Source organism: Kribbella catacumbae DSM 19601, from assembly GCF_000372465.1.
Taxonomy (GTDB): Bacteria; Actinomycetota; Actinomycetes; order Propionibacteriales; family Kribbellaceae; genus Kribbella; species Kribbella catacumbae.
In genome coordinates this window covers 18,347-45,343 of record NZ_AQUZ01000026.1, presented here as the reverse complement: position 1 = coordinate 45,343, position 26,997 = coordinate 18,347, and the positions used below count along the sequence as shown (strand labels likewise).

The window sequence follows — 26,997 nt, the reverse complement described above, 5'->3', positions numbered from 1 at the left end:
CTCTCAGGTCAGGGTGACGATTGCGTCGGCGGAGGGTTTGGTGGCGGCGATCAGTTTTGCGTTGGCTTCATCGGTGCCGTAGGTGCGTTCGTGGGCCTCCTGCGGCGAGCGGCCGAAGCGCCGGTGGCGCGCTTCCAGGCGTTCGTGCCTCAGGTCGTCCTCAAGGTCGATGTACCAGCATTCGTCGAGCAGTGCGCGACCGGTTGCCCATGGCACCTGATCGAAGAGCAGATAGTTGCCTTCGGTTACCACCAGCGTGGTCTCCGGCGGTACCGGGATGCTGGCCGCGATGGAATCCTCGATCGACCGGTCGAACCTCGGCGCCCAGATCGTCTCGTCCGGCGACTCCTTCAGTCGCTTGAGCAAGGCAACAAACCCGTACCCGTCGAACGTCTGCGGCGCCCCCTTTACGGCGGCCAGCCCGAACTGCTCCAGAGACGCCTGGGCCAGGTGGTAGCCATCCATCGGGACCAGCGTCACCTGGTAGCCGTCGGCAACCAGTTCCGCCGCGAGCTGCTCGGCGTACGTCGACTTGCCGGCGGCGGGCGCCCCGGTGATTCCGAGGATCGCACGGCGCCCCCGGCTCGCGAGGGCAACGGCCCGGGTCAGCGCGGACTCTCGATTCAGCTGCACCCAGAGATCTTGTCAGGCTCCCGCAATGCTGCCCAGGTTTGCGCAAGATCACTCTCATGCTGCTCCCCAACCAACCGCCGAACCACCGACCCACCCCCTTCAAGCTGAAGAACTCCTACTAACCCCGGCACCTCCCACACCCGCGGCAGTCCCGGTACTCCCGGCGCCCAGGCTGATCCCCGCAGCTCCGGCGACCCGAGTGGGTCCCGCAGTACCGGCGCCCGCGGCACCTCCAGCACCCCCGACACCTCCAGCACCCCCGACACCCCTCGCAATTCCCGCGCCCCGGACGCGTCCCGCACTCCCGACACCTCTGGCAGCCCAGTCCTCTGCCGCAGTTCCGGCGCCCCTGCTCCCGACTCCGCCAGCGCATCTTGCGCGCCCGGCGTTGCCGGCCGCAGTTCCGGTACCTCGTGCGCTTCCAGCGCCCACGGCGCATCCTCCGCCTCCGTCGCCACTCGCGGTTCCGGGGCCTCCCGCCCGCAGGTCGCTTCCAGCGGCCCCGGCACGTCTCGCGCACTCGGCATTTCTCGCACTCCGGGCGCCTCCGGCAGCCCAGTCGTCTGCCGCAGTTCCGGCGCCTCTGCTCCCGACTCCGCCAGCGCTTCGGGTGCGCCCCGCGTCCCCGGCGCCTTCTGTGCTTCTTTTAGGCGTCGGCCGAGAGTGGTTACCGAGTCGAGGCAGCGTGCAGTGCCGAGGATTGCCCAGCCCTGTCTTGCTTCTGGTGCAAGGTCGAGGTCTTCAGCCAGCAGGAGTTCGCCGTCCTGCCAGGCTCGCTGCGACGACCGCAAGGTGCCGCCGACCTCGCCGTGGCGCCCGAGCACCAGCGACTCCCGGATCGCAGCCGAGCAACCTGATTCCAGGTTGACCTGCATGGTTCTCGTCACGTCCGCGCCCTCGGCGACAACGAACGGCTCGCCGTGCCAGGTGAGCTGAGCTCTTTCGGTCAGCGTGATCGTCAGGTCCCACCTCGCCGACCCGCCACGCATCGCATACGCAACCGTCCCGGCGGTCTCAACAATCTCCAGTTTCACCGGACCTTTGATCACGACTTGAATCTCGACATGGTCACCGGCGAGCAACAACGCGGATGCCGCAATCAGCGCGACCCGGACGACCCCACCCGGAGCCGGCAGCCGCCTAGGCGACAGGAGACCGGTAGTCAGCAGACACCGATCGCGAACCGGATCCGCGACAACCTCAATGCGCGTGAGCATGCGTGTGCGTGATGAGTTCCCCGTCGTCGCCGACATGCGAGTGCGGAGCCATCGGACCGGGATCGACCGGCGTATGCGACCCACTCCGCACCACCGCTGTCATCTCGAGCACCCATTCCTTCAGGCGAAGTACCGAGTCCGCGTCCGTTCGCGACAACGCCAGTACAGGCTTGCCGCCACGAGCCGCCTCGGCATCGGCGACCATCTGCGGTACGTCGACGCCGACGTACGGCGCGAGGTCGGTCTTGTTGACCACGAGCAGATCGGCGCGCGCGATCCCGGGCCCGCCCTTGCGCGCGACGTCGCCACCACCCGCGACATCGAGCACGAAGATCTGCGCATCCACCAACGCTGGGGAGAAGGTCGCGGTCAGGTTGTCGCCGCCCGACTCGACGAGGACGACGTCGAGCGGGGCGAAGTCGCGTTCGAGATCCTCTACCGCGATCAGGTTCGGGGTGACGTCGTCGCGGATCGCCGTATGCGGGCAGGCGCCGGTCTCGACGGCGCGGATCCGCTCGGGATCGAGCACGCCGGCCGACCGCAGCAGCCGAGCGTCCTCGTCGGTGTAGATGTCGTTGGTGATCACGCCCAACTGGAGTTCGGACGCTAGTTCGCGACAGAGCATCGCGATCAGCGAACTCTTACCGGTACCGACCGGCCCGGCGACGCCCAAGCGGAACGAACGGTTGTTTTTAGGCATGAAATAACCTCATTCTCTCGACAGCATGAGCTTGCGCGAACACGTCAACCAGCGGAGCGCCGTACGCCGGTATCTCGGCGAGCGTCGTGATCCGGCTGACGGCGGTGACGAGTTCCTCGATGTCAGGATGGAGTTTCAGCAACCAGCCCGCGGCGTCGGCCGGATCCACGGGCAGCAACTTGAGGGAGGCGGCCACCACGGTTTGCGCGTCGTCGTACCCGATCAGCCGGGCAGTCTGCTCGGCCGACAGTCCCGTCACGGCAGCGACAACGCCGACCACAACCGGGCGCGCGATCTCCGCATCTGCTTTCAAGAACTCGGTCGTCGCGGGCCACACCCGCGAAGCCAATCGCAAATACGCACGCCCCTGACGCCGTGACGCCGCGCGCAACGCCTGACTCGGAGTCCGCGCCGCCCAGGCAGCCTCAGCTTGCTCGACCAGTTCCCCGTCGAGCGTGAGCCGCCGCGCGACCACCGCGGTTGCAGCCTCAACCCGAACGATCGTCCGCAACCGATCGGCCGCATAACTCGCCACATCGGCAAGCCGCGCTCCATCAGCTCCCAGCCCCGCGCGGACGGCCGGCTCCAAACCCGCCGACTGCGTATGCCCGCCTGTGGGCAATCGCGCGTCCGCGAGCATCAACGCAACCAGCTCCGGCGATCCCATCAGAACAGGTTGTAGAGCTGGGCGAGTGGGAGTTCTTCGGCGGGGGAGGGTTCGATGAGCTCGCCGTCGACCTTGATGGCGAACGTCTCCGGATCGATGTCGATGCTCGGCAACGCGTCGTTGTTCTTCATCTGTGCCTTGCCGATCTCGCGCGTCGCCCGGACGCCTTCGAGCCGTCGCCTGAGTCGCAACCGGTCGGCCAGCCCGTCGTCGAGAGCGGCGGGTGAGACGAAAGTGATGGAGAGATCCGCCCCGATCGCGTCGCCGAACGCGGGCCGCATCAGCACCGGCTGCGGCGTCGGGATGGACGCGTTCGGATCACCGAGCGCCGCCCACGCGATCGCCCCGCCCTTGATCACCAGCCGCGGCCGCACGCCGAAGTACGCCGGATCCCAGAGCACGAGATCCGCCAGCTTGCCGGCTTCCACCGACCCGACCGCGTGATCGATGCCATGGGCAACGGCCGGGTTGATCGTGTACTTCGCGACGTACCGCCGGGCACGTTCGTTGTCCGCCGGCAAACTTCCGCCGAGCGAACCGCGTCGCGCCTTCATCACGTGCGCAACCTGCCACGTACGCGTGATCACCTCACCGATTCGGCCCATCGCCTGCGCGTCCGACGACGTCACGGACAACGCGCCCAGGTCGTGCAGGATGTCCTCGGCTGCGATCGTGGTCGCCCGAATCCGCGACTCGGCGAACGCGAGGTCCTCCGGTACGTCGGGGCTCAGGTGATGACAGACCATCAACATGTCTAGGTGCTCGGCAACGGTGTTCACCGTGTGCGGCAAGGTCGGGTTCGTCGACCCCGGGACGACGTGCGGATGACTCGCGATCGAGAGAATGTCCGGCGCGTGCCCACCGCCGGCCCCTTCGACGTGGAACGCGTGGATCGACCGGCCCGCTATCGCGTTCAGCGTCGACTCGACGAACCCGGCCTCGTTCAAGCTGTCCGCATGCAGCGCGACTTGTAGCCCCCACGCGTCGGCCGCCTTCAACGCAGCATCGATCGCCGCGGGCGTAGAACCCCAGTCTTCGTGCACCTTGTATCCGGCTGCACCCGCAAGCGCCTGTTCAGCCAGTCCTTCGGCGCTGACCGTGTTTCCCTTGCCCAGCAACAACACATTGAGCGGAAGGTCATCGAGGCTCCGGTGCATCTGCTCCAGATGCCAGGCTCCCGGCGTGACAGTGGTTGCCTTCGACCCCTCACTTGGCCCGGTCCCACCACCGACGATCGTCGTGATCCCCGTCGCGGACGCCTCGTGCAGCTGCGACGGCGACAGCAGATGCACATGCGAGTCGATCGCCCCCGCCGTCAGAATCCGCCCTTCCCCAGCGATCACGTCGGTCGAGGGCCCGATCCGCAGCTCCGGGTGCACCCCATCGGCGATGTCCGGATTCCCCGCCTTGCCGAGTGCCACGATCCGGCCGTCGCGGATACCGACATCAGCCCGCACGATTCCCCACCAGTCGAGCACGAGCACGTTGGTGATGACGGTGTCCGGCGCCCCCTCCGCCCGAGTCGTCGTTCCCTGCGCCATCGACTCCCGGATGGACTTCCCCCCACCGAAGATCGTCTCCTCACCCCCGATCGTGCGATCTTCCTCCACCTCGATCCACAGATCGGTGTCACCCAGCCGAACCTGATCACCAACGGTCGGCCCGTACAGCGCCGCATACGCAGCGCGCGAAATCTCAACCATCGTTCTTCACCTGGATTCCGGGCACCAGGCGACGACCAGCCAACGCCACCGCGACCACTTCTCGCGAGGCTCCGGGTTCGAAGCGTTGCGACGTACCGGAGGGGATGTCCAGGCGGAAGCCGTGGGCTGCTTCGCGGTCGAAGGCGAGGGCGGTGTTCGCGTCCGGCAGGTGCAGGTGCGAGCCGATCTGTACCGGGCGGTCGCCGGTGTTGACGATCACCAGCGTCAGCTTCTCGCGGCCGGCGTTGAGTTCGATCGAGCCGGGCGCCACTCGTATTGCCCCAGGGCCCCAGTGCCCCTCGCCTGGGCCCGAGTGCCCCGCCCCCTGTCCTTCATTGCTAAGTCTACTGCTGCCGCTCATGGGGATCCCGTTCAAATGATGGGGCTGTGGATAGTGACAAGCTTTCGGCCGTCTGGGAACGTCGCTTCGACCTGAACGTCGACCAGCAGGTCCGCCACGCCGTCCATTACCTGGTCTCGGGTGAGCACCGTGCGGCCGCGCTCCATCAGGTCGGACACGAGCGCGCCTTCGCGGGCGCGCTCGATCACCCAGGTGCTCAGCAACGCGACCGCCTCGGGATGGTTGAGGCGGACTCCCCGCGCCAGGCGGTCGCGGGCGACCATCCCGGCCACGGAGAGCAGCAGCTTCTCGATCTCGGACGGCGTGAAGTTCACGGCTGCGCCGCCAGTACGTGGTCAGCCACCTTGTCCGTACTCAGGCAGAGCGAGCACACGTAGGCGTCATGCGTCTCGCAAGCAGTCATGTCCGGCCGCTCGTAGTCCTGCCGGCACACGTGACAGCTCAGTACTTCGCCCGACGGGTTCCCGTGCTCGTCGTACATCGGCAGGTCGATCCCATCGTCCGTACGCCGAAGGTAGTACTTCCCGCGAGTCACGATCGCTAGCACCGGCGGAAGTACCAGCGCGAGGACGATCGCCACCAGCGGTGAGTACGGCTTGATGCCATCGCCGAGGCCACCGAAGAACACCAGGATCGAGACGCCGGCGGCGACTGCCATCGACACGAAGCCGACTGGATTCACGGCATAAAGCATCCCGCGACGGAACTCCGGCTCCTTCGGCGACAGCTTCAGCAGGTACTTGTTGAAGACGATGTCGGAGGCGACCACCACGATCCAGGCGATCCCGCAGTTCGCATAGAAGCCAAGGATGGTGTTGAGGAAGTCGAACATGTTGGCTTCCATCAGCACTAGTGCGATCACCAGGTTGAAGCCGAGGAACACGAGCCGCCCGGGGTAGTGCCGGGTCAGCCGGGTGTACGAGTTGGTCCACGCCAGCGAACCGGAGTACGCGTTCGTCACGTTGATCTTCACCTGGCTGATCACGACCAGTACTACGGCCAGCGTCATCGCGAGCCAGCCGGGCAGGAAGCCCTGGTAGATCTCCAGGAACTGATGCACCGGCTCGTTGGCCACCGAAGCGCCGTCGGTCACGTTGGCGATGAGGTAGACGGCCAGGAAGAGTCCGATCACCTGCTTGATCGCACCGAAGATCACCCAGCCCGGACCGGCCAGCAGCATGTGCGTCCACCAGCGTCGCGAGTTCTCGGGCGTCTTCGGCGGCATGAAGCGCAGGTAGTCGATCTGCTCGGCGATCTGCGCGATCAGCGAGAGGCAGACGCCGGCGGCGAGCAGCATCGAGCCGACATCCGTCGCGCCCTTGCCGTCCTCGCCCTGGTAGTCGAAGAACGACGAGACCGACTCGGGATGCGAGACGACCAGGTAGACGAACGGCAGCACCATCAGCAGCAACCACAGCGGCGTCGTCCACACCTGCAGCGTCGACAGTACTTTCATGCCATAAATCACCAGCGGAAAGATCACCACGGTCGATACGGCGTACCCGAGGCCGAGCGGGATGTGCAGACCTAATTTCAAGCCTTGGGCCATGATCGAGCCCTCGAGCGCGAAGAAGATGAAGGTGAACGACGCGAAGATCACGTTCGTCACCACCGACCCGTAGTACCCGAAGCCGCTGCCGCGGGTGATCAGGTCGAGATCGATGTTGTACCGCGCGGCGTAGTACGCGAGGGGGAGTCCGGTCGCGAAGATGACGACGGCGAAGATCGCGATGCCCCACAGCGCGTTCGTGGTGCCGTAGGAGATGCCGATGTTGGCGCCGATCGCGAAGTCGGCGAGGTAGGCGATACCGCCCAGTGCCGAGACGGCGACGACGCCGGACGACCACTTGCGGTAGGAGCGCGGCGCGAACCGCAGGGTGTAGTCCTCGAGCGTCTCGCGGGTGGCGGTGGTGGGTTCCGGCGGGGCTGCGTGGCGATGGTCGATCGAGGGTTCAACGGTCATGGCGAACTCCTGCGGCACCTTCGGGCGGGAGGGTGCAAGACGCCCGGCGACGCTGCCGGAACTGATGCACCCGAATGGAAGGAACCTAGGAACGGCGCGTTACGTGGGTGTTTCCAACTCACTAAGGTCGTGTATTTCCATCTGGAAGCATCTAGGCGGAAGCGCAGTCAGTACGGCGAGCTAGGCGCCTCTGTGCTCGTCGCCCAGCCTCCGGGTGAGTGGTGAGTGGTCGCCGTGCTCGATGCCATTGGCAACGACCCGGGCGCGGCGGTGCACCTGCTGGGCGAGGAGACGAGCTGATCGACGGCACCCACGGATGGTTGCCGTCGTCATTCTGTGACGGTCGGGGCACACAGGGTGAGGTGCTCAACGGCTGCGGAGGGTCAGCAGGGCCACGCTATTGCGCTACCTGGCCGGAACGGAGTGCACTGCTCCTAGCTCAATCGGGGCCAGGGGAGGGACCGGATCATGACTCTGTCGGATACGCCTGCGCGTCGCACCAAACATGGCGCCGGACATCGCACCAAGGGGCGGCCTGTTGCCGTGTTCGCCGCCGTACTCGGGCTGGCAACTGCAACTCTCGCCGCGCCTCCAGGGGCGGCCGCTCAACCCGGGGGAATCGACCGTGTCGGCGCGGCAGCGAGGCCGGATCCGAAGTCCGACAAAGGCATCGGCGAGGCGGACCGGGCGAGGATCGCTGCGGCCCAGTCCGCCGGGAAGAAGACGGTGACCCTGTTGGTCGCCGCGGAGCCCGGCAAGCTGTCGACTGCCGCCGGTCAGTTGCGCGCCCTCGGTGGCGTAGTGCTGAAGTCCGATAGCGCCGTTGACTATCTCAAGGTGGAGATCCCGACCGGCAAAGCCGAGCAGGCAGGGCGGCTGAGCTCGATCGAGGCGGTGGACGTCGACGGGTTGGTCCCGATCGACGACCCGCAGCCGGAGGGCGCCCAACAGCCGACCCCGCAGACACCGCCCGACGCGAACACCCCGCGGATCAACCCGTACCTGCCGACAGGCGACACCCAGGCTGCACAGTTCGCCCTGGCCAACCCGCAGTGGGATGGCCGCGGCACCACCATCGCGATCCTGGATTCGGGTGTCGACCTCGACGTACCGGCGCTGCAGACCACGACGACGGGCCTGCCGAAGATCGTCGACTGGTACAACGCGAACTCTCCGACCTCCGGTGATGCCACCTGGATCAGCACCAGCGGACGATTCACCGGCACCTTCACCGCTGTCAGCCGTACCTGGACCGCCCCCGCGACCGGTGGGCCGTACGCGTTCGGTCTGCTCCGCGAGGCGGCCGGCGAACTCGCCGGGGGCGAGCTCGGTGGCGACATCGACCGCGACGGCGTGGCCGCCGAGTCGATCGGCGTACTGCAGAACCGCACCACCAAGCAGGTGTACGTCGACCTCGACCAGGACGGCGACTTCACCGACCAGACCCCGATGATCGACTTCAAGGTCAATCGGGACGCCCAGTTCTTCGGCACCGACAATCCGGCGACCGCGGTCAGGGAGCGAGTCCCGTTCGTCGTGGTGACCGACCGGTCGACCTACAACCCGACCTCGGATGCTGGCTCGGTCGTCAACCTGGGGATCGCCGGCGCGCAGCACGGCACCCACGTCGCCGGTATCACCTCCGCCAATGGCCTGTTCGGCGGAGCAATGAGCGGTGCGGCTCCGGGTGCGCAGCTGATGGCGGTCAAGGTCTGCCTGACCACCACGTCCTGCACCAGCAGCGGCCTGATCGACGGCGTCCTGTACGCCGCCCACAACGGCGCCGACGTGGTCAACATCTCGATCGGCGGCCTGCCTGGCCTGAACGACGGCAACAACGCCCGTGCGCTGCTGTACAACCGCACGATCGACGAGTTCAACATGCAGATCTTCATCTCGGCCGGCAACAGCGGCGCCGGCGCGAACACCGTCGGCGACCCGTCGGTGGCGACCAACTCGATCAGCGTCGGGTCGTACATCACCCGGGCGACCTGGTTGTCGAACTATGGCTCCGACCCGTTGAACGACAAGGGACTGCACCCGTTCTCCTCGCGCGGCCCGCGTGAGGACGGCGGCTTCAAGCCCGACATCGTCGCGCCGGGCGCGGCGATCTCTACCACGCCGCTCTGGCAAGCAGGTGGTCCGGTGGCCGGCACCTACACGCTGCCGCCCGGCTACTCGATGCTGAACGGCACCTCGATGGCCGCCCCGCAAGCCGCTGGCGCCGGTGCATTGCTGGTCAGCGCGTACAAGGCGACCTTTGGCAGCCGGCCGACCGCTGCCGCGCTGCGTAGCGCGATCCGTTCGAGCGCTACCTATCAGCCGCAGCTCGGCGCGTACGAGCAGGGCACCGGCCTGTTCGCGGTGACGGCGGCCTGGGATCAGCTTCGCGCCGGACAGCGGCCGAACGCGATCACCGCGACCGTGCCGGTGAGCACGGTGCTCAGTGGCCAACTGGCGACGCCGAACGTCGGTGTAGGCATTCACGATCGCGAGGGCGTCACACTCGGGGTGAAGTACAACCGTACGTACACCCTGACCCGGACCAGTGGGCCGGCCAAGCCGGTGCCGCATGTGGTGCGATGGGTCGGGAACGACGGCGCGTTCAACTCGCGGACGAAGGTCAATCTGCCGTTGAACGAGCCGGTCGACTTCGCCGTACAGGTCAATCCGTTCAGTCCCGGCGCGCACTCCGCCGTACTGCAGCTCGACGACCCGACCACACCCGGCGTCGACCTGATCACGATGAACGCAGTGTTCGTGCCGAACGACCTCATCGCCGCCAATGCGTACACAGTGCAGGTAAGCGGCACGGTCGGCCGCAACGCCACTCGCCACTACTTCGTCCGTGTGCCGGTCGGCGCCAGCGCGCTCAAGGTTGACCTGACCGGTGGCGGGGACGGCGCGGGCGCCGGTCAGATCCGGTTCCTGCGGTACACCCCACAGGGCCTGCCGCTGGACAGCACCTCGAGCCTGAGCTGCTACGACCCGAACGCGGGTGCGGGCTGCGCCAACGGCACAGCGCACAGTCGCACGGTGGTGAACCCGCAGCCGGGCGTCTGGGAGCTCGTGGTCGAGGCACGCCGTACCTCCGACGCACAGTCGGCGCCGTTCGGGCTGACCGCAACTGTTCTCGGTACGGCGATCTCGCCGAACCCGGACGTGGTGCCGTCCGCGACCCTCGGTACGCCGCAGGTCCGCAACTACACGGTCACCAACCAGCTCGCCGCATTCACCGGCCGCCTCGTCGGCGGTGGCGCGTTGGCCAGTACGCAGACCCAGCGTCCGACGATTGCGCACCTGGCGTCGCAGACCTTCGACGTCACCCTGCCGGCTGGTGTCACGTCGTACACGATCCGGACCGGGAACGCGTCCGATCTGCGGGCGGACATCGACCTGGTCGTCTTCCGCTGCGCGCCCACGTGCGTGGTCGTTGGATCCAGTGGCGGCGCGACGGCTGTTGAGCAGGTGACGCTCGTCAACCCGGCGGCCGGGCTGTACCGGATAGAGGTCGACGGCTTCTCGGTGCCGAGCGGCAGTACGGCGTACGACCTCGTCGACTCCTACGTGTCGCCGGCGCTCGGCACACTGACCAGCAACGACGCCAACGCCAGCCACCCATCTGGCTCGTCATGGACGCCGACCGCGACTCTGACCGTCACTGGGCAACCGGGTGTGGGCCGCAAGATCACCGGCACCCTGACCGTGCAAACCGACGCCGGCGTGGTCGTCGGCGCAGGCTCACTGATCGTCGACACGGTGAACTAGCAGTTATTGGTGAGGATCTCCTGGCGCATCTCCGGCGCCAGGAGGTCCATCCGTGCGGGATCCGGCGCGGTGGGGGTCAGCGCGGTGGGGTCAGAGGGAGCGCTGGAGCTGCCTGAGTCCGCCGGCGAGGCCCTGCAACCGGTCGTCGCCGAGTTCGGCGGCGATTGCGGCCTCGATCCGTTGCTCCTCCGCACGCAGTCGCTCGGCCACCGTGGTCCCGACCGGCGACAACGCGGTGACCACGCGCCGACGGTCGTCGGGGTGGATTCGCCGTACGACGAGACCGCGCTCGACGAGCTTGTCGACGTGCCGGGTCAGGCTCGCGTTCGGCAGTACTGCGGTCGTGGCGAGCGTGGACATCGGCAGGCCGGGCTCATCCGCAAGCGCCGACATCACCCGCCACTGCTCCAGCGACAGGTCGAACTCGGCCAGGATCGGCAGCATCTGGTGCTCGATCCGGCGTTCGGCCTGCTTCAGCAGCAGGAGCAAGCTGGACATCGTCCTCCTGTCTCACGTTGTGGCGAATATAGCTCAGCACTCGGAGATCAGCCCCGGGCTGAGCCACACTGATCTGGATGAGGAGTCCCGGCGCGCGCGAGATGCTGTCGATCGCGTTCGTGGTGCCTTTGCAAGGACCGACGGGGATCTACGGCCCGTCCTGCCTGGCCTGCGCGCAGCTCGCGGTCGAGCAACTCAACGCCGGCCGCGGCATCGCCGGCCGCCAGGTCGAACTGGTCCAGGTCGATGCGGGCCGACCGCCGGCGATCGTGGCGGAGGAGGTCGGCCGGCTGGTGGACAGCGGTCGCGTCAATGCGGTCGCGGGCTGGCACATCTCGGCGGTCAGGGTCGCCCTCACCCAGCGGACCGGCGGCAAGGTGGTCTACGCATTCGCCGCGATGCACGAAGGCAGCGACGACACACCCGGCGTCTTCATGCTGGGGGAGCGCCCGGTCAATCAGTTGCTCCCGGCAACACACTGGATCCGCGAACAGCACGGCGTACGCCGTTGGGCCGTGGTCGGCAACGACTACATCTATCCGCGGGTGACGGCGTCGACCACGACGGATGCCTTAAAGGATTCAGGTTCCTCGGTAGTCCGAACCGATTTCGTCCCCCTCGGAACCGCCGATTTCCGCAGTGTCCTCAACGGCCTCGAGCGTGCCGACATCGACGGCGTGATCATGCTCCTGATGGGCCAGGACGCCGTCCACTTCAACCGCCAGTTCGCCAAAGCCGGCCTGAGCGAACGACTCCTGCGCCTGAGCCCAGCCATCGAGGAGAACACCTTGCTGGCCGCCGGATCCTCAGCAAACAAGGGCTTGTTTGCCGCCGCCGCGTACTTCGACGGCCTGGCCACCATCGAGAGCGGCGAGTTCGCCCGGGACTATTACGCCCGCTTCGGCGCCTGGGCCCCGGCCCTGAACGCGGTCGGCGAATCCTGCTACGAAGCCATCCGCTTTCTCGCCCGCCTCGGCGAAATCGCCGGCTCGATCACCATCGACGCCGTCTCCGTGATGTCGTCCGGCCACTTCTACGACAGCCCTCGCGGCCTGATGCGCCTCGACGGCAACCTGGTCGACCAGGACGTCTACCTGGCCGCCGCCAACGGCCTCGAATTCACCATCGAAGACCAGATCGCGCAGTGCGGCTGAGGGGCCGGCTGAGCCATCCACAACTCACTGGATCTCGGCTAATGTCGATCGACATGCTGCAAGTACTCGCCAACTTGCTGATCCCGGCACCCGAGTTCTCCGTCCGCCCGAACAAGCTGCACGGCGACGAGATCATCCACCAGGGACAGCCCTTCACCGAGGACGATGATGAGTGGCTCGATCGCTCCGTCGTCGAGGGTCTGCTGCGTGATCCTGAAGTCCAGCCGGTGCTGATCGGCCGGTTCGAGGAAAGGGGCGCCGGGGCTCATCGCTTCGACGGCCGGAGCAGGGTATGGCGGTCCTTCGTCCTGGCCAACTACATCCGGGACGACGGGTATCCGCCCACGGGCTCCGACCTCTGTTTCGTCGCCTATCGCTGGACCGCTCCGACCGGCAAAGCCCTGCTGGTCTTCGAACTCGACTGCTGATTTGGTGTCGCCCAGGAACCTGGAGCTAAGCCGAGGTGCCCGTCCGGCCTGATCAGGACCTCGTCGCTATCCTTTGCGTGGTAGAAGGTGTGCGCGTCGGGCGACGTGTAGGGCACCTGGCTGGTCGTCAACCCAGCCTCCGGCCAGACGATCACCGACGACGCGGCGATCGACCTCCTCACCAACCTCCTCCACCACGGATTGGCCGGGCGCCGATGAGCAACCTCCCACCGATCACCACGCACGAATGGACCCACGCGCCCGACGCCGCCCACATCGCGGCGATCCGCGCCGACCCCGCCCGCTACTCCCGGGGCGGTCTCGCCCACCTCGTCCTCGAGGTCGTCGCCTACCCGGTCGACGAAGCAGAAGCCGGTACTACGAACCGCGTGCTCGTCACCCTGCACGGCGACGGCTCGATCTCGGTCGAGGACAACGGCCGCGGTACCAACGTCTTCTTCGACGAGAACGGCAAGCCGATCATGGCGACCCGAGACATCCGCTTCTTCGACAACCCCGAAGCAGAACTACTCCCCGACGGCCTGCCGCGTTCGGGGATGTCGGTCGTCGCCGCCCTGAGCTCCTGGCTAATCCACGAAAACCGCCGCCTCGACGGAGCCTGGACCCGCCGCTACGAACACGGCCTCCCGGAGAGCGCCTTGACGGAAGTCGCCGCCGGCCCGCACACCGGCACGGTCGTCCACTTCCACCCCGACCCCGAAGTCTTCGGCGACCAGTCGCTAAGCCCAGAAGACCTGCGCCCACACCTTGACCGCTACCTCACCGAAGCGATCCTCGAAATCCGAGTCGACTGACCCACAGTCTCCGCCGGGCTGGACTGCAGGTTGCGCACGGCGACCAGGTGCTGATGGGTTAGTCCCAAAGCCAGTTAGTTGAGCGGTTCGGGGACGTACGTCGCCGAGGCCGACCCCGCAGGCAGGCGCACGGAAGGCGAAGGCGCGGACCGTTACGCACGCACGACCCAGCCCCGATACCCCGACACGCCGAGGGAAGCGTTTGCTGGCCGGAGACGGGTATGCACGGGCGCCCGCCCCTCCCAGCTTGCGCCTCGCCGGACCCGGCCGCCGCCCACCATGTTCCTGACGAAGTGACGCTCCACCTAACCGGCTTTGGACTTACTCCTCCGGCGGCGGTGGTTCTTCGGCGCCTTCTGCTTCGTCGCGGGCGGCCCACTCGAGGAGGGTGTCGAGGGAGTAGGCGGTGTCGTCGATGGTGGCGTGGAGGTCGCCTAGTTCGGCGAAGCGGGCTGGGACGGTGGCGATGGTGAAGGCCTTCGGGTCGACGTCGTCGAACTCGTCCCAGCGGATCGGGGTGGAGACGGTGCCTTCCGGGTTGCCGCGGACGGAGTACGCGCTGGCGATCGTGTGGTCGCGGGCGTTCTGGTTGTAGTCGACGAAGAGCTTCTTCGGATCGCGGTCCTTGCGCCACCAGGTCGTCGTGACGTCGTCGGGCGCGCGCCGCTCGACCTCCCGCGCGAAGGCGAGCGCGGCCCGGCGTACGTCGGAGAAGCCGTGCTCGGGCTTGATCCGCACATAGATGTGGATGCCGGAGCCGCCAGAGGTCTTCGGATATCCGGTCGCGCCCAGATCATCCAGTACTTCGTGCGCCGCGTGCGCGACCCGGCGTACCCGGTCGAACGGGCAGTCGGGCATCGGGTCGAGGTCGATGCGCCATTCGTCGGGCTTCTCGGTGTCGGCGCGACGCGAGTTCCAGGGGTGGAACTCGACCGTCGACATCTGCACTGCCCAGGCGACGTGCGCGATCTCGGTGACGCAGAGCTCGTCGGCCGTCCGGTTGTACCGCGGGAAGTGCACGCGGACGGTCTCCATCCACGGAGGCGCCCCGTTCGGCAGCCGCTTCTGGTGCACCTTGTCGCCGGCCACGCCCGACGGGAACCGGTGCATCATGCAAGGCCGCTCGCGCAACGCCCGCACGATCCCGTCCTCGACGGACAGGTAATACTTCACCAGATCCAGCTTGGTCTCACCGCGCGCAGGGAAATAGACGCGATCCGGATTGGAGATCCGCACCGTCCGTTCCCCGATCTCCAGCTCAACCGCGGGCGTCTTGCTCTTGGACTCCGCCATACCGCCAACCTAACCGCCCCGGGGGACATCCGGCAGCAACCACGGACCGCCACCACATGCCAACCCCGCCATCAGTTGCCAACCCAGGCTCAGCCAAGGCGCCCCGACCGCCTAGCCAGCTACTTGGTGTGTGACGGAGGTCCGGGCCCGGTCAGGTGTAGATGAACTGGGCAGTCGCCTCGCACCTGGCCGAGGGGACGAGGCGGACCCAGTGGGCGCTGAAGCCGCTGGGAAACGTGAATGCTTCGTAGCCGGCCGGGCCCACGGTGATGGTCTGGTAGCGCCGGAAGACGCCGGTGCCCTGGAAGTCGACCTCCACGTGGAAGTCGACGGCAGTGTCGGCGTCGTGGCTCAGGTGCAGACACTTGTGCTCGAACCCGGTCATCAAATAGGGATCCGACGGTACTCCGGCCTCGACGCGTGTCTCCCACCACGGCCCGCCCCAGCCCTGCGGTTTGCCCCACTGCCACAGATCGTCCGTCTTGCCGAACCAGAGGTTCGCCTGCGGTTGCCCGGCGACCGGGTTCGCGTCGCCGATCGGCGTCGTCTGGTCGCCGGCCAGGACAAGCAGGCCGTTCCAGGAGCAGAAGTCGCCGACGATCCGCAGGTGCGAGGCGATCGGGCGGATGCCCCAGACGGAGTTCGCGTAGGTGAGCGACGGTAGCTCGTAGAACATGCCGCTGGCGTCCATCAGTAGACGTTCGGACTCCACCTCGCGGATCCGTGGCCACTCGGTGGTGAACGCGTGGTCCTGGGTGTGGGTGGACTTGGGTAGCCGGTAGACCTTCCACCCGGTGTCGGGCAGGAATACGTGGAACAAGGCGGAGGCGCGGTCCTGGCCGACGGCGTACAGGCCTGGTCCCATGCCGTTCGCGCTGCCGAGGGTGTTGAACTGCGTCCTGGCCAGGATGTTCCAGGTCTGGCCGTCCCACTCAGCCAGCCGGCCGTCACTGTGCCCGGCCAGGAAATCCTTGTCGTAGTAAGAGTTGTTGACGACGACGACCCGGCCGTGGCGGGTGTACATGTCCTTGAAGTGCGGGTAGTCGTGGACGTCCAGTTCCTCGAGCAGGTCATACAGGTGGGTGACCTCGAGGGTTTGCACGTCGACCTCGAAGAACTCGCCTTCCATCCCGAGGAAGTAGACCTTCCCCGCCTCGTCGGTGAGATGCCGGGCGGTCGCGGTGAGCCGTACGTCGACGAGGGCGTCGATGGTCTTGACGTTGCCTTCGACATCGATCACGTGCGGCCCGATGAACAGCTGGTTGCTCTCCTTGTGCACCAGGCGGTTCGCATACGTCCCGACGACGCTGGCCGGATGTTTGCTGAGCTGGAGATCATCGTCGATCGTGAACAGCCCGGTGCCGCCGCCGGTGTTCCGCGTGTGAGCGACGTAGGTCACCATCCACAGCCGGTCCGCCCACGGCATCAGTGCGCCGATACCGGTCTCGCTGCGCGGGATGTGCTCCGCCTTCACCGCGAGGCGCGGGATCACTCCGCTGATAGCTCCCGGAATGCCTGTCTGGTTCATTTCGTCCTTCCGATGGTGTCCCGCGTCGCCGAGGGCGCTGTGCGGTTTGCGCCCGGCGGACCGTCCTCGTGCCGCGAATAATGCTTTGGTAGCACCAATTTGGTGCTACATTAGCATCATCAGCGCGGCGCGCAAGAGCTCGCGACCGAGAAGTTTCCTTGCGCTGCTGGGATTTGGGCACGCGAGCGCCGTCCGCCGTCCGGTACGACGTGCTGTGGCCGGACCGGCTGCGATGGCCTCAGCTCGAAGCCGCGTCGTCAGCCCTCGATGAGAGCGGCGACTTCCTCGACCCGGCGGCGAAGGCCGGAGACTTCCCGGTCGCTGAACTTTCCCGCCACCCCGATGGCGGCCTGGTCGTTCTTGAGTGCCACCCCGAGCGTCCGGAAATCACCGGACTCCAGCGTCCAGGTCAGGGCGAAGCCTTGCTCGCGCACCTGGGCCAGTTGAGTCAGCAGCCCGGCCTCTCCATCCAGCGCGACCGGCTCACGGGGTGGCGCCACCGGATGCCGGCGACTTGCGTCGGCGTACAGCTCCCGGATCGATTCCTCCGGCCAGGTTGCGAGCAGCGCCTGACCGAGACCGGACGACGCGGCCGGGTACAACGGCTCCCGGCCCAGTCCCTGACTCGCGCTCTCCCCAGGACTGTGGTGGTACAGGTAGCAGACCTGGTCCTCCCAGAGAACGCCCATCGCCACCTGGAGGTCCAGATCGAACAGTGACTCGAGGGGACCGAGCGCGCGCCGGATCAAGCCCGACCCACGCATGCTCTGCGCCGCCAGCACGTGGATGGCCGGCCCCGGCAGATACTTTCGCTGGTCGTTCTGCTGGGCCAGCCCGACGAATGCCAGTGTCTTCAGCAACCGGTTCACCCGGGTCGGCTCCAGCCCGAGCATCCGGCCGAGTTCCCGCGACCCAATCGGCTGAGCGTGCGATGCCAGAGCCTGCAGGCAAGCCAGGCCGTCGATCAGCGATTGATTGGGCTGAGCGGCAGGCTTCATGGTGCTAATTTAGCACTCGGCTGCGGTCTGAAGGTCCCAGCACCGATGCGGCGGTTATCGGGGTCATAACCAGATTTCGGGTTCCCGGAGGTGGCCTTCGGCAATCAGGCTAGCGAGTGCCATCCAGCGATCTGCAGCCTGTTTGCAAGGAGTTTCTCGTGACCGCACGGACCTTCAGCGTCAACAACCGGACGTACACCATGCCCGGTCGTCCCGTGGTGGTGATCTGCATCGACGGCAGCGAGCCCGACTACCACCTCCGGGCGATGTCGGCCGGCCGGATGCCGTGGCTGAGCAAGGTTCTCGAGAGCGGTGGCAGTTCGTGGCCCGCTCACTGTGCGATGCCGGCGCTCACCAACCCGAACAACCTGAGCATCGCCACCGGGTGGCCGCCGAGCGTGCACGGGATCAGCGGCAACTACATCCTCGATCCGGACACCGGCGAGGAAGTACTGATGAACGACAAGCGCTTCCTGCGGGCGCCGACGATCTTCGCCGCGGCCAACGAGGCCGGGCTCGACGTCGTCGTGGTGACCGCGAAGGACAAGCTACGCCGGCTGCTCGGCGCCGGAGTGGTGGAAGAAGGCCCCAGCCTCACCGAGCCCGGAGGTGGCTTCGTGGCGCCGTCGCGACGGGGTATCTGCTTCTCCGCGGAGAAGGCGGATCAGGCGACCGAGGCCGAGAACGGTATCGGGGACGTGCTGGACCTGGTCGGCAGGCCACTGCCGGGCGTGTACTCCGCGGACCTCAGCGAGTTCGTCCTCGCTGCCGGTGTGGAGATCCTGGCGACACGCGGTGCCGATCTGATGTACCTCTCGCTGACCGACTACATCCAGCACAAGCACGCACCCGGTACCGAGACCGCTGACGCCTTCTACGAAATGATCGACACGTACGCGGCGCGGCTGGACGAGCTCGGAGCAGTGGTGGTCCTCACCGCCGACCACGGCATGAGCGCCAAGTCCGACGGTGCCGGAGCGCCCCGCGTCTTGTATGTCGAGGACGAGATGAAGCGGATCCTCGGCGACCAGGAGCTCGAAGGACTGCGGGTGATCCTGCCGATCACCGACCCGTACACGGTGCACCACGGCGCCCTGGGGTCTTTCGCGAGCGTGTACCTGCCGACCGGTGCCGATCGCGCGCACGTCATCAACGCACTCCGGACGCTCGACGGTATCCAGGCCGTGCACGACCGGGAGGACGCTGCCGCGCGGTACGACCTGCCCGCCGACCGGATCGGCGACGTCGTCGTCCTCGCCGAGGCCCGTACTGCGCTGGGCCGGTTCGCGGAGTGGCACGACCTGACCCAGCTCGACGCACCGCTGCGGTCGCACGGCGCGCTGGGGGAGCTGGGGATTCCGTTCCTGATCAACCGGGACCTACCGCGGCCCGACTTGCTGGACAACCCGTTCGAACCCGCCGCTTGCGTTCACAACTACGACGCGTTCTGGGTGGCGACCACCATGCTCGCCGAGCACGAGAAGCACGCCGAGACCCACTGAACCACCGGCCGCAAAGCCGCGGCCGCCTCCAGATTGGCGGAGAGCCATGAGCACCACCGGAAAGGCAGACTCGGGGACCCAGATCGTCGCACCGGCACCGGAGGACGCCTTCCGGCGGCTCAAGTGGCGGATGTTGCTTGCGGCAATGTTTTGTTACTTCTTCTTCTACACCGGCCGGCAGACCTTCGGGTTCGCCATCCCGGGCATCCAGGAGGACCTCGGCCTGAGCAAGACGACGCTCGGGGCGATCAGCGGCATCCTGCTGTGGTCGTACGCCGCCGGGCAGTTCGTCAACGGCAATCTCGCCGACAAGTTCGGCGGCCGCAAGATGATGGCCGGCGGCGCGATCCTGTCGACCATCCTGAACTGGTTCACCAGCTTCTCCACCGGCCCGAAGACCCTCGGCCTGTTCTGGGGCGCCAACGGCTACGCCCAGTCCCTCGGCTGGCCCTCGGGCGGCCGGGTGATCTCGAACTGGTGGACGCCGCACGAGCGCGGCCGCAGTTTCGGCTTCTACACGTTCGCCGCCGGGATGGCCTCGGTGCTCGCGTTCGTCACGTCCACGATCGTGGTGGACACCCTGGACCTGGACTGGCAGTGGATCTTCCGGGTACCCGTGCTGCTGATGCTGGTCGGCGGCGTCACCTTCTATCTGGTTGCCCGAGACACCCCGGCCAAGGCCGGCGTCACCCCGCCCGCGTCGTACGCCGGGGACGAGGAACACGCCGAGGTCAGCACAGCCGCTCAGGAGAGCTCGCTGGGTCGCTACCGGGCCGTGCTCGGCAAGCCGAAGATCTGGTCCACCGGCATCGCGATCGGCTTCCAGAACGCGGCCCGGTACGGCCTGCTGATCTGGGTCCCGGTGTACTTCCTCGGCAAGGACTGGAAGACCGGCGCCGGCGGCATCAGCCCGGTCTGGATCTCGGTCGCGCTTCCGGTCGGGATGGCTGTCGGGGCGCTGGTCAACGGTCAGATCTCCGACCGGCTGTTCGGCGCTCGCAGGGACCGGCCGATTATCCTGTTCATGCTGCTCGGTGCGGCAGCGGCGCTGGCGATGTACCTGGCGCCGTTTGGCACGGCGGCCGGTATCGCGCTCCTGTTCCTCACCGGGTTCTTCGTGTACGGGCCGCAGTCCTCGTTCTGGGCGTTGTGCCCGGACATCGCCGGCAAGCGGATGGCTGGTACCGCGACCGGCGTAGTCAACTTCTTCGCGTACCTGTTCGCCGGAACGGCCGAACCGCTGATCGGACACCTGATGGACAGCACCGGAGACACTGGCCTGATCTTCCCGGTCGTCGCCGGCTCCTGCCTGTGTAGCGCCCTGGTCGCGCTGACCATCCGGCGGTAGGACCATGACCATGACGACCTCGACAGTGAGACGACTATGACCCAGGCACCATCAGCACAGGAACCGTCGTCGGCAGTATGGGCTGGACCGGACGAGGGGTTCTCGGTCGGACCCACGCCGATCCCCGACCTGAGCCCCGGCGAGGTGCTGGTCCGGATCGAGCTGGTCACCATCTGTGGCAGCGACCTGCACACCATCGCCGGTGACCGGCCCACCCCGGTGCCGACAGTGCTCGGTCATGAGGCGGTCGGCACGGTCCAGGAGGTAGCGGGCACCGTGCTGGCATCCGACGGCGATCGGGTGCGCCCGGGGCAACGGATCACGTGGACCATCGGTACCTCCTGTGGTAGCTGCCGGCGCTGTCTGCGCGGCGTACCGCAGAAGTGCGTCAGCGTGCGGAAGTACGGCCATGAGGCGATCACCGACGAGTGGCGGCTGAATGGTGGGCTGGCGACGCACTGCCAACTGGTAGCCGGCACCGGCCTCGTCCGGGTGCCGGATTCGCTGCCGGCAGCGGTCGCGGCGCCGGCGAACTGCGCAACGGCCACGATCGTCGCGGCAGCGCGTCGCGCGGGTCTCGCTGCCGGCGACTCGGTTGTGGTGATCGGCTGCGGGATGCTCGGCCTGTCCGCGATCGCTTACGCCGTCGATCGCGGTGCCGCCGCTGTGGTCGCCTGTGACGTCGACCCGCAGCGACGGGCGCTCGCGCTGGAGTTCGGCGCCACAGTGGCGTGTTCGCCGGACGAGCTCGCGGACGCAGCGCAGGTGTTCGGCGCAGATGTCGTGCTCGAACTGTCCGGCAACAGCCGGGCGGTGCAGTCCGCCCTGGACATCGCCGGCCTGAACGGCTGTGTCGCGCTCGTCGGTTCGGTCTCGCCGGGGCCCGAGGTGCGGTTCGAGCCGAACGCGTTCGTCCGCAATCTGACCCGGGTGGTCGGCAGCCACAACTACCGGGTGTCCGACCTCGCCGACGCGGTCGCCTTCCTGGCCCGCACGCCACTGCGCGACCGCTTCGCCGGCCTCGTCCCAGAGCCGTTCCCCCTCGAGGAGATCGAGGCTGCGGTCGCGGCAGCCCGTACCGGCGCGGCGCCGCGGATCGCCGTACGGATGGCCTGACATCAACCGCCAAGCAAGCCACCTAGGAGTTCTGATGGTCCAGCCCGACGCCCGGCATCTTCTCAACCACATCGGCGGTCAGTGGGTCGCCGCCGGCAGCGGTGAGACGAGGCCGAACCTCAATCCGGCGAACACCGGCGATGTGATCGGCCGGTTCAGCGAGGCCGGTGCGAAGGACGCGGCCCTCGCGGTCGACGCCGCCGTCGCAGCGCAGCCCGCCTGGGACGCGAAGGGGCCGATCGACCGCGCCGCCGTACTGGCCGCGGCCGGTCGCCTGATCGAGGAACGGCTGGAGGATTTCGCCGCGGCGATCACCCGCGAGCAGGGCAAGCGGCTGGCCGAAGCCCGGGGAGAGGTACGGCGCGCGCTGGCGATCCTGGACTTCACTGTCGGCGAGGCGCGCCGGCTGAACGGCGTCACCACCCCGGCGGAGGAGCCACGCACGATCGCGATGACGTTCCGTCGTCCGCTGGGCGTCGTCGGCCTGATCACGCCGTGGAACTTCCCAGTGGCGATCCCGATGTGGAAGGTCGCGCCGGCGCTGCTGGCAGGGTGCGCGGCGGTGCTCAAGCCGTCGCCGCTGACCCCGTGGACCTCCGCGCTGCTGGTACAGGCTTTCGCTGACGCCGGTCTGCCGCCGGGCGTACTGAACCTGATCCAGGGTGACCGCGACCCCGGCGAGGCCCTGGTCACCGACCCCCGGGTGGCTGGGATCTCCTTCACCGGTTCGCTCCCGGTCGGCCAGGCGATCAACCGTGCCGGCGCCGGCCGGCTGCTGCGAACACAGCTCGAGCTGGGCGGCAAGAACGCGTTGATCGTGCTGGCCGACGCCGACCTCGAGGCAGCCACCGACGCGATCGTGCACGGCGCGTTCGGTCAGAGCGGGCAGCGTTGCAGTGCGACCAGCCGGGTGATCGTGGACCGCACTGTCCGCGATGACCTCCTTCGCCTGTTGGTACCGCGGGTCGAGGCAATGCGGATCGGCCCCGGCGACGAGGACTGGGCCGACATCGGACCGGTGGTCAACGACGAGCGGCAGCTTGCGTGTCTGACGGCGGTCCGGACCGCGCGAGCTGCCGGGGCCCAGGTCGTCTGCGGCGGCGAGGCGGCCGAGCTCGATACCCCGGGGTACTTCGTCCAGCCGACGGTACTCACCGATGTCGCCTGGGACAGCGCGATCGCCCAGGAGGAGGTGTTCGGCCCGGTGTTGTCGGTGATCGACTGCGAAGGCTACGACGACGCGATGCGGATCTCGAACTCTGTCCAGTACGGCATGTCCGGCACCATCTTCACCCAGGACCCGGCACTGATGTTCCAGGCGCTACAGGACTTCCAGGCTGGCATGCTGCACGTCAACCGGCCCGGCGTCGGCGCGTACGCCCACCTGCCACACATGGGCGCCAAGGCATCCCAGCTCGGAGCCCCAGAGTGCTCACCGGACGTCTGGAACTTCTACACCGACCTCCGCTCCGCCTGCATCAGGTACTGAGTCGGCGGCGACAGCTCAGGTAGGCCACACGGCGACGGCCCGGGCCAGCGCGACGAACGCCTCCTCCGGAGGAGTGAGTACCCGGTCGGCACGTCGAACCAGCGACACCGTCCGGGTCGGCGGCATCGGCTCGATCGCCAGCGCGGCGAGGATCCCGGCGTCGAGTTCGCGGCTGATGGCGTGCTCGGACAGAATCGCCAGCCCGAGTCCTTGGCAGGCCGCTTCCTTGATGGTGTCCACTCCCCACAGGTCCCAACGTTCAGCTGCGTCGAGCCCCCAGGAGCTCAGTGCGCGCTCCTGCAGCCGCCTGGTCGCCGAGCCGGTCTCGCGCATCAGGAAGCGCTGGCCGGCCAGGTCCTCCGGTACCAGTTCGCGCCCGGCCAGTGGCGATCCGGCGGCAGCCACCAGTACGGTCACATCCTGCAGCAGCCCCTCGGCCGTCAGTTGCTCGTCGCGCGGGGTGTCGATGCATAGTCCGAGTGCTACTTCGCCGCGCATCAGCCAGGTCTCCACCTGGTCTTCGTTGCCGACCCGGATCTGGCAGCTGACCTTCGGCGCCCGGGCCGCGAAGTCCGACAGCAGCCGGGGGAGCAGGTACGGGCCGAGGGTCGCTGTCCCGGCCAGGACCAGCCGGCCGCCGCCGAGACCACGAAAGTCCGCCACCGCGTGCTCCAGGGAGTCCATCAGCTCGAACATCCGCCGAGCGTGCTCCACCACAACCTCGCCCGCTTGCGTCGGCCGGGCGCCCTGACTCGTGCGGTGGACCAACTGGACGCCGAACGAGTTCTCCAGGTTGCGGATGTGGTTGGAGACGGCCGGCTGGCTCATGTACAGCGCCTTCGCGGCACCGGAGAACCCCGCGGCGTCCACCACCTTCACTAGCACCTCGAGCTGATTCAAGCTCACCATGCCGACAGCCTCCCACAGACTGCTGCCCGGCTGAGCCTGCCGACGTACTCGGGTTATGGCTCCCATAACCGATTGCCAGGTTCTCGCTACTCGGGCACGACGGAACACTTCCACCGTGACCGACCAACCGAAACCCGGCGCCGAGGCGCCGATCCCCGACCGGCCGGGCCCGGAGGACGTTCCGGACGGGATCAGTTCCGCCAAAGTGCTGTACCTCGATTTCGACGGGATCCGCTACGACAAGTTGCTGCAGGCATCGACCCCGCGCTGATCCAGCCCCTGTTGCCTCCTCGATCGGGGAGGGCAATGGGGGTATCACCGAACGCGCATGTCCAGCATCTTGCCGGTGCTGAAGGTGCGCCCTAGCTTCTCTCAATCGATTAAGCGCCTTATCTCAAAGGCCTTTCGACCAGTTCCCAGGAAGGAACATGCCCATGGACAGGTCACACCCGCTCGGTGGCCGACGGCGCATCCGAGAAATAGGGGCGCTGATCGTGACAGCGCTCGCGATCACCCTCGTGCCACAGCTCGGCCAAGCGGCACCACCGGCAGCAGTTGAGGCGCCCCAGGAGGGTTGCACACTCGCACCTCCGGCCAACAGGCTGGATGAGTCTCCCATCCGCTGCGTCAGCGCCGCTGTGTCGCTCGACCGCGTGCCGGCTGTGGGCGAGAGCGCCACGGTGACGGTCGCGCTCGACTCGGAGGTCGACATCGACCGCGCCGGTCTCGACATCCGTCTCCCGCGGGGCCTGCGGATCACTTCCGAGGGCTTCTCGGCGCCGCAGGCTCGCGGCCTCGACACCGTGGCGACGAGGACGCTGTCCCTGGACAAGTCCGGCCGGACGGTGACCTTCAGCGTGACGGCGGATACCGCGGGACCCGCGCAGATCCAGGCCGACCTGACCGACCTGTCAGCACCGGACGAAGTACGCAGCGCCCACGCGACCGAGGAGATCACCGTCGGCGCGAGTGCCGCGACCTCGAAGGCGGACGTCGCGGGCACGAAGTCTCCTGCCCGCCGCAAGGACGGCTCGCTCGTCTCCCCGCGCACGGCTGCGCAGACGGACAGGGCCGGTTCCGCTCCGGACGAGATCTGCGCGACCGGCGCGTTGACCTACGCGACGTACGACGGCGCCTGGCACCCCGGTCGGCGCGTCGCCGTGAGCGTGGTCGGCCGCACCACTGCGGACGCGGAGCCGACCACCCTCACCACCGGCCTGACCGGTGCGACCGACGGCGGCTATTCGCTCTGTTTCAAGCACTCCGGCTCTCCGCTGGCGGCGATGTGGGTGCAGTTCGCCACCCGCACGAGCTGGTGGGAGGTCACCGACATGACCGGGACGAACCCGTACGTCGTGGAGGTCGCGCCGCTGACGAACGTCCCAGTCGGCACCACCCAGTCCTTCGGTACAACGTCGCCCAGCGCACTCCATATGCCGGCGTTCGACGCGTTCGACGTCATCAACAACGTCTACGAGATGCGTGGCTCGGGCAACCAGTGCTGGACCAGCGAGGAGACGAGCAACTGTTCCAGGCTCAAGAACCGGTGGGCGCCCGGCAACACCAACGGTGGCTACTACTCCACCGACCCGGCGGTGCGCTCGGTGTTCCTCACCGATGCCATGCCCGATGCGCGTCACCCGATCGCCCACGAGGCGGGACACAACCTCCAGCACCTGCTCTACAACTGGTACTGGCCGAGGTTCGACTGCCCGTCGCCGCACTCCCTGCACCGCGTCACAGGCCCGATGTGCGCGTGGACCGAGGGCTTCGCCAATGCGATCACCGGCTACGCCATGGGTGACGGCCGGTACTACTACAACGTCACCGACTGGATGGACCTGATGCAGACCGGGTTCCAGGACGGCACCCTGCCGCCCGCCCGGACCAACCCCGACAACGGTGACGATGTCGAGGGCAGGGTCGCGGGCGCGATGATCGCCCTGTGGCGCGGGACCGACGGGGGCCCGCGGCGCACGCTCGACAACATGGACCGGTACGCGTCCGACACGTTCGACGAGTGGTTCAACGTCGACCGCCCCAGGTCCGGTCTCGCAGTGGACCGGAAGGCCCGAGACGTCCTGTACCGGCACACGATCGACTACCGGGACATCAAGCGGCGTGAGTCAGTCGTCAACGGCGGTCTGGAGGACCAGGGCGCAGGCTGGACCTGGACCGGTGGCGTCGTCGGAACGTACGGCTTCTACCCGGCTCGCAGTGGTCGGTACTACGCCTGGATGGGCGGCAACGGGGTACCCAACGAGGACACCCTGAGCCAAACCGTCAAGATCCCGGCCAAGGGCACCAGCCTGCTCGACTTCTACCTGCGGATCAGCAGCGCGGAACCGAGGAGCGCCAAGCCGGACAGCCTCCAGCTCCAGGTCGTCGCGGGCGCGCAGACGACGACGGTCTACACCTGGTACAACACCGACGCCGTGCCGTCCTACGCCCAACGGGTGATCGATCTCAGCCGGTTCGCCGGGCAGACGGTCACGCTGCGGTTCGTCAGTACCGAGGACCAGGGCGAGCAGACCGACTTCCTCCTGGACGACATCTCCTTGAAGACGTCCTGATCGATGCCTGGGTGGCCTGCTCTGGCGGGCGGGCCACCCGGGGGCCATTCCGAACGGAGGCCATAACCCATGGCGCCGAAGGCGACTCGGCGGACCACCTTGCGAGAGGTCGCCGAGGCGGCCGGTGTATCGTCCGCCACCGCGTCGTACGTGCTCACCGGCCGGAGCAAGGTCGACGAGCGGGCCCGGGTCAGCGAAGCGACCGAACTGCGCGTCCGCGAAACGGCGCGCCGGTTGCACTACCGGGTGGCTCCGGTGGCGGGCCCAGTCGCGTAGGTGCTCAATGAGCGCCCTCGCGGCCGGGCTGAGGTAACGCTGAGCGGAGTACACCAAG

The 26,997-nt window shown here is 67.5% G+C and carries 25 protein-coding genes; 11 read left to right on the top strand and 14 right to left on the bottom strand.

Annotated elements, in window-relative coordinates; genetic code table 11:
* Positions 1–3 precede the first annotated feature (3 nt).
* From A3ES_RS0125050 to A3ES_RS54260, 9 genes are all read right to left on the bottom strand, one after another.
* Positions 4–633, bottom strand: a complete 630-nt coding sequence (locus A3ES_RS0125050) for a nucleoside/nucleotide kinase family protein (RefSeq protein ID WP_020389589.1) — start codon at positions 631–633, stop codon at positions 4–6.
* Positions 624–1,850, bottom strand: a complete 1,227-nt coding sequence (locus tag A3ES_RS51520) for an urease accessory protein UreD (RefSeq protein ID WP_020389588.1) — start codon at positions 1,848–1,850, stop codon at positions 624–626. Before A3ES_RS51520 ends, A3ES_RS0125050 begins: the two co-directional genes overlap by 10 nt.
* Positions 1,834–2,550, bottom strand: a complete 717-nt coding sequence (gene ureG, locus A3ES_RS0125040; RefSeq protein WP_020389587.1) for an urease accessory protein UreG — start codon at positions 2,548–2,550, stop codon at positions 1,834–1,836. The genes A3ES_RS51520 and ureG overlap by 17 nt, the downstream gene beginning before the upstream one ends.
* Positions 2,543–3,217, bottom strand: coding sequence for an urease accessory protein UreF (locus A3ES_RS0125035; RefSeq protein ID WP_020389586.1), 675 nt, complete (start codon positions 3,215–3,217; stop codon positions 2,543–2,545). The genes ureG and A3ES_RS0125035 overlap by 8 nt, the downstream gene beginning before the upstream one ends.
* Positions 3,217–4,920, bottom strand: coding sequence for an urease subunit alpha (locus tag A3ES_RS0125030; RefSeq protein WP_020389585.1), 1,704 nt, complete (start codon positions 4,918–4,920; stop codon positions 3,217–3,219). Before A3ES_RS0125030 ends, A3ES_RS0125035 begins: the two co-directional genes overlap by 1 nt.
* Positions 4,913–5,191, bottom strand: a complete 279-nt coding sequence (gene ureB, locus A3ES_RS0125025; protein ID WP_020389584.1) for an urease subunit beta — start codon at positions 5,189–5,191, stop codon at positions 4,913–4,915. The genes A3ES_RS0125030 and ureB overlap by 8 nt, the downstream gene beginning before the upstream one ends.
* 101 nt (positions 5,192–5,292) lie before the next feature.
* A complete protein-coding gene (locus tag A3ES_RS0125020) occupies positions 5,293–5,595 on the bottom strand; it encodes an urease subunit gamma (protein ID WP_020389583.1) in 303 nt (100 codons plus the stop codon).
* Positions 5,592–7,244, bottom strand: coding sequence for a purine-cytosine permease family protein (locus A3ES_RS0125015; protein ID WP_020389582.1), 1,653 nt, complete (start codon positions 7,242–7,244; stop codon positions 5,592–5,594). The genes A3ES_RS0125020 and A3ES_RS0125015 overlap by 4 nt, the downstream gene beginning before the upstream one ends.
* Positions 7,245–7,424: 180 nt before the next feature.
* Entirely contained in the window at positions 7,425–7,577 is a 153-nt protein-coding gene (locus A3ES_RS54260; protein ID WP_157630736.1) for a hypothetical protein, read from the bottom strand.
* A gap of 135 nt (positions 7,578–7,712) precedes the next feature.
* Between A3ES_RS54260 and A3ES_RS0125010 the strand changes: the two genes are divergently transcribed.
* Positions 7,713–11,012 (top strand): S8 family serine peptidase, encoded by a 3,300-nt coding sequence (locus A3ES_RS0125010; protein WP_051084801.1) that lies wholly within the window; start codon positions 7,713–7,715, stop codon positions 11,010–11,012.
* 90 nt (positions 11,013–11,102) lie between these two features.
* Here A3ES_RS0125010 and A3ES_RS48310 read toward each other — a convergent pair whose 3' ends face one another.
* Complete coding sequence (locus A3ES_RS48310) at positions 11,103–11,510, bottom strand: MarR family winged helix-turn-helix transcriptional regulator (protein ID WP_020389580.1); 408 nt, start codon at positions 11,508–11,510, stop codon at positions 11,103–11,105.
* A 77-nt stretch (positions 11,511–11,587) separates the two neighbouring features.
* Here A3ES_RS48310 and A3ES_RS0125000 point away from each other — a divergent pair, with 77 nt between their 5' ends.
* The 3 genes from A3ES_RS0125000 (at position 11,588) to A3ES_RS48305 (ending at position 13,907) form a co-directional block, all read left to right on the top strand.
* Positions 11,588–12,664, top strand: a complete 1,077-nt coding sequence (locus A3ES_RS0125000; RefSeq protein WP_040455438.1) for a substrate-binding domain-containing protein — start codon at positions 11,588–11,590, stop codon at positions 12,662–12,664.
* A gap of 41 nt (positions 12,665–12,705) precedes the next feature.
* Positions 12,706–13,092 (top strand): hypothetical protein, encoded by a 387-nt coding sequence (locus tag A3ES_RS0124995; RefSeq protein ID WP_020389578.1) that lies wholly within the window; start codon positions 12,706–12,708, stop codon positions 13,090–13,092.
* 215 nt (positions 13,093–13,307) lie between these two features.
* Positions 13,308–13,907, top strand: a complete 600-nt coding sequence (locus tag A3ES_RS48305; RefSeq protein WP_020389577.1) for a DNA gyrase subunit B family protein — start codon at positions 13,308–13,310, stop codon at positions 13,905–13,907.
* A 321-nt stretch (positions 13,908–14,228) separates the two neighbouring features.
* Here A3ES_RS48305 and ligD read toward each other — a convergent pair whose 3' ends face one another.
* From ligD to A3ES_RS0124975, 3 genes are all read right to left on the bottom strand, one after another.
* Positions 14,229–15,200, bottom strand: coding sequence for a non-homologous end-joining DNA ligase (gene ligD, locus A3ES_RS0124985; protein WP_020389576.1), 972 nt, complete (start codon positions 15,198–15,200; stop codon positions 14,229–14,231).
* 151 nt (positions 15,201–15,351) lie between these two features.
* Positions 15,352–16,728, bottom strand: a complete 1,377-nt coding sequence (locus A3ES_RS0124980; RefSeq protein ID WP_026163176.1) for a hypothetical protein — start codon at positions 16,726–16,728, stop codon at positions 15,352–15,354.
* A 257-nt stretch (positions 16,729–16,985) separates the two neighbouring features.
* Complete coding sequence (locus A3ES_RS0124975) at positions 16,986–17,726, bottom strand: IclR family transcriptional regulator (RefSeq protein WP_020389574.1); 741 nt, start codon at positions 17,724–17,726, stop codon at positions 16,986–16,988.
* Between the two features lie 158 nt (positions 17,727–17,884).
* On the opposite strand from A3ES_RS0124975, the gene A3ES_RS0124970 reads away from it, so the two are divergent.
* Genes A3ES_RS0124970 through A3ES_RS0124955 form a run of 4 tightly spaced genes read left to right on the top strand, consistent with a single transcriptional unit; the run spans position 17,885 to position 23,181 of the window.
* The gene (locus A3ES_RS0124970; protein WP_020389573.1) at positions 17,885–19,228 is read left to right on the top strand and encodes an alkaline phosphatase family protein; all 1,344 of its coding nucleotides are present in this window, start codon (positions 17,885–17,887) and stop codon (positions 19,226–19,228) included.
* Positions 19,229–19,274: 46 nt separating this feature from the next.
* A complete protein-coding gene (locus tag A3ES_RS0124965) occupies positions 19,275–20,576 on the top strand; it encodes an MFS transporter (protein ID WP_020389572.1) in 1,302 nt (433 codons plus the stop codon).
* Positions 20,577–20,612: 36 nt separating this feature from the next.
* Positions 20,613–21,692 carry a zinc-binding dehydrogenase gene (locus A3ES_RS0124960; protein ID WP_020389571.1) on the top strand — a complete coding sequence of 360 codons (1,080 nt, stop codon included), beginning with the start codon at positions 20,613–20,615 and terminating at the stop codon, positions 21,690–21,692.
* A 34-nt stretch (positions 21,693–21,726) separates the two neighbouring features.
* A complete protein-coding gene (locus A3ES_RS0124955) occupies positions 21,727–23,181 on the top strand; it encodes an aldehyde dehydrogenase family protein (protein WP_020389570.1) in 1,455 nt (484 codons plus the stop codon).
* Positions 23,182–23,196: 15 nt separating this feature from the next.
* Here the strand turns inward: A3ES_RS0124955 and A3ES_RS0124950 are convergent, their stop codons facing one another.
* The gene (locus A3ES_RS0124950) at positions 23,197–24,090 is read right to left on the bottom strand and encodes a LysR family transcriptional regulator (RefSeq protein ID WP_020389569.1); all 894 of its coding nucleotides are present in this window, start codon (positions 24,088–24,090) and stop codon (positions 23,197–23,199) included.
* Positions 24,091–24,205: 115 nt separating this feature from the next.
* Here A3ES_RS0124950 and A3ES_RS54255 point away from each other — a divergent pair, with 115 nt between their 5' ends.
* From A3ES_RS54255 to A3ES_RS0124935, 3 genes are all read left to right on the top strand, one after another.
* Positions 24,206–24,361 carry a hypothetical protein gene (locus tag A3ES_RS54255; RefSeq protein ID WP_020389568.1) on the top strand — a complete coding sequence of 52 codons (156 nt, stop codon included), beginning with the start codon at positions 24,206–24,208 and terminating at the stop codon, positions 24,359–24,361.
* A 163-nt stretch (positions 24,362–24,524) separates the two neighbouring features.
* Positions 24,525–26,663, top strand: a complete 2,139-nt coding sequence (locus tag A3ES_RS0124940; RefSeq protein ID WP_157630735.1) for a hypothetical protein — start codon at positions 24,525–24,527, stop codon at positions 26,661–26,663.
* 69 nt (positions 26,664–26,732) lie between these two features.
* Entirely contained in the window at positions 26,733–26,939 is a 207-nt protein-coding gene (locus A3ES_RS0124935; protein WP_020389567.1) for a LacI family DNA-binding transcriptional regulator, read from the top strand.
* The last annotated feature ends 58 nt before the right edge of the window (positions 26,940–26,997 follow it).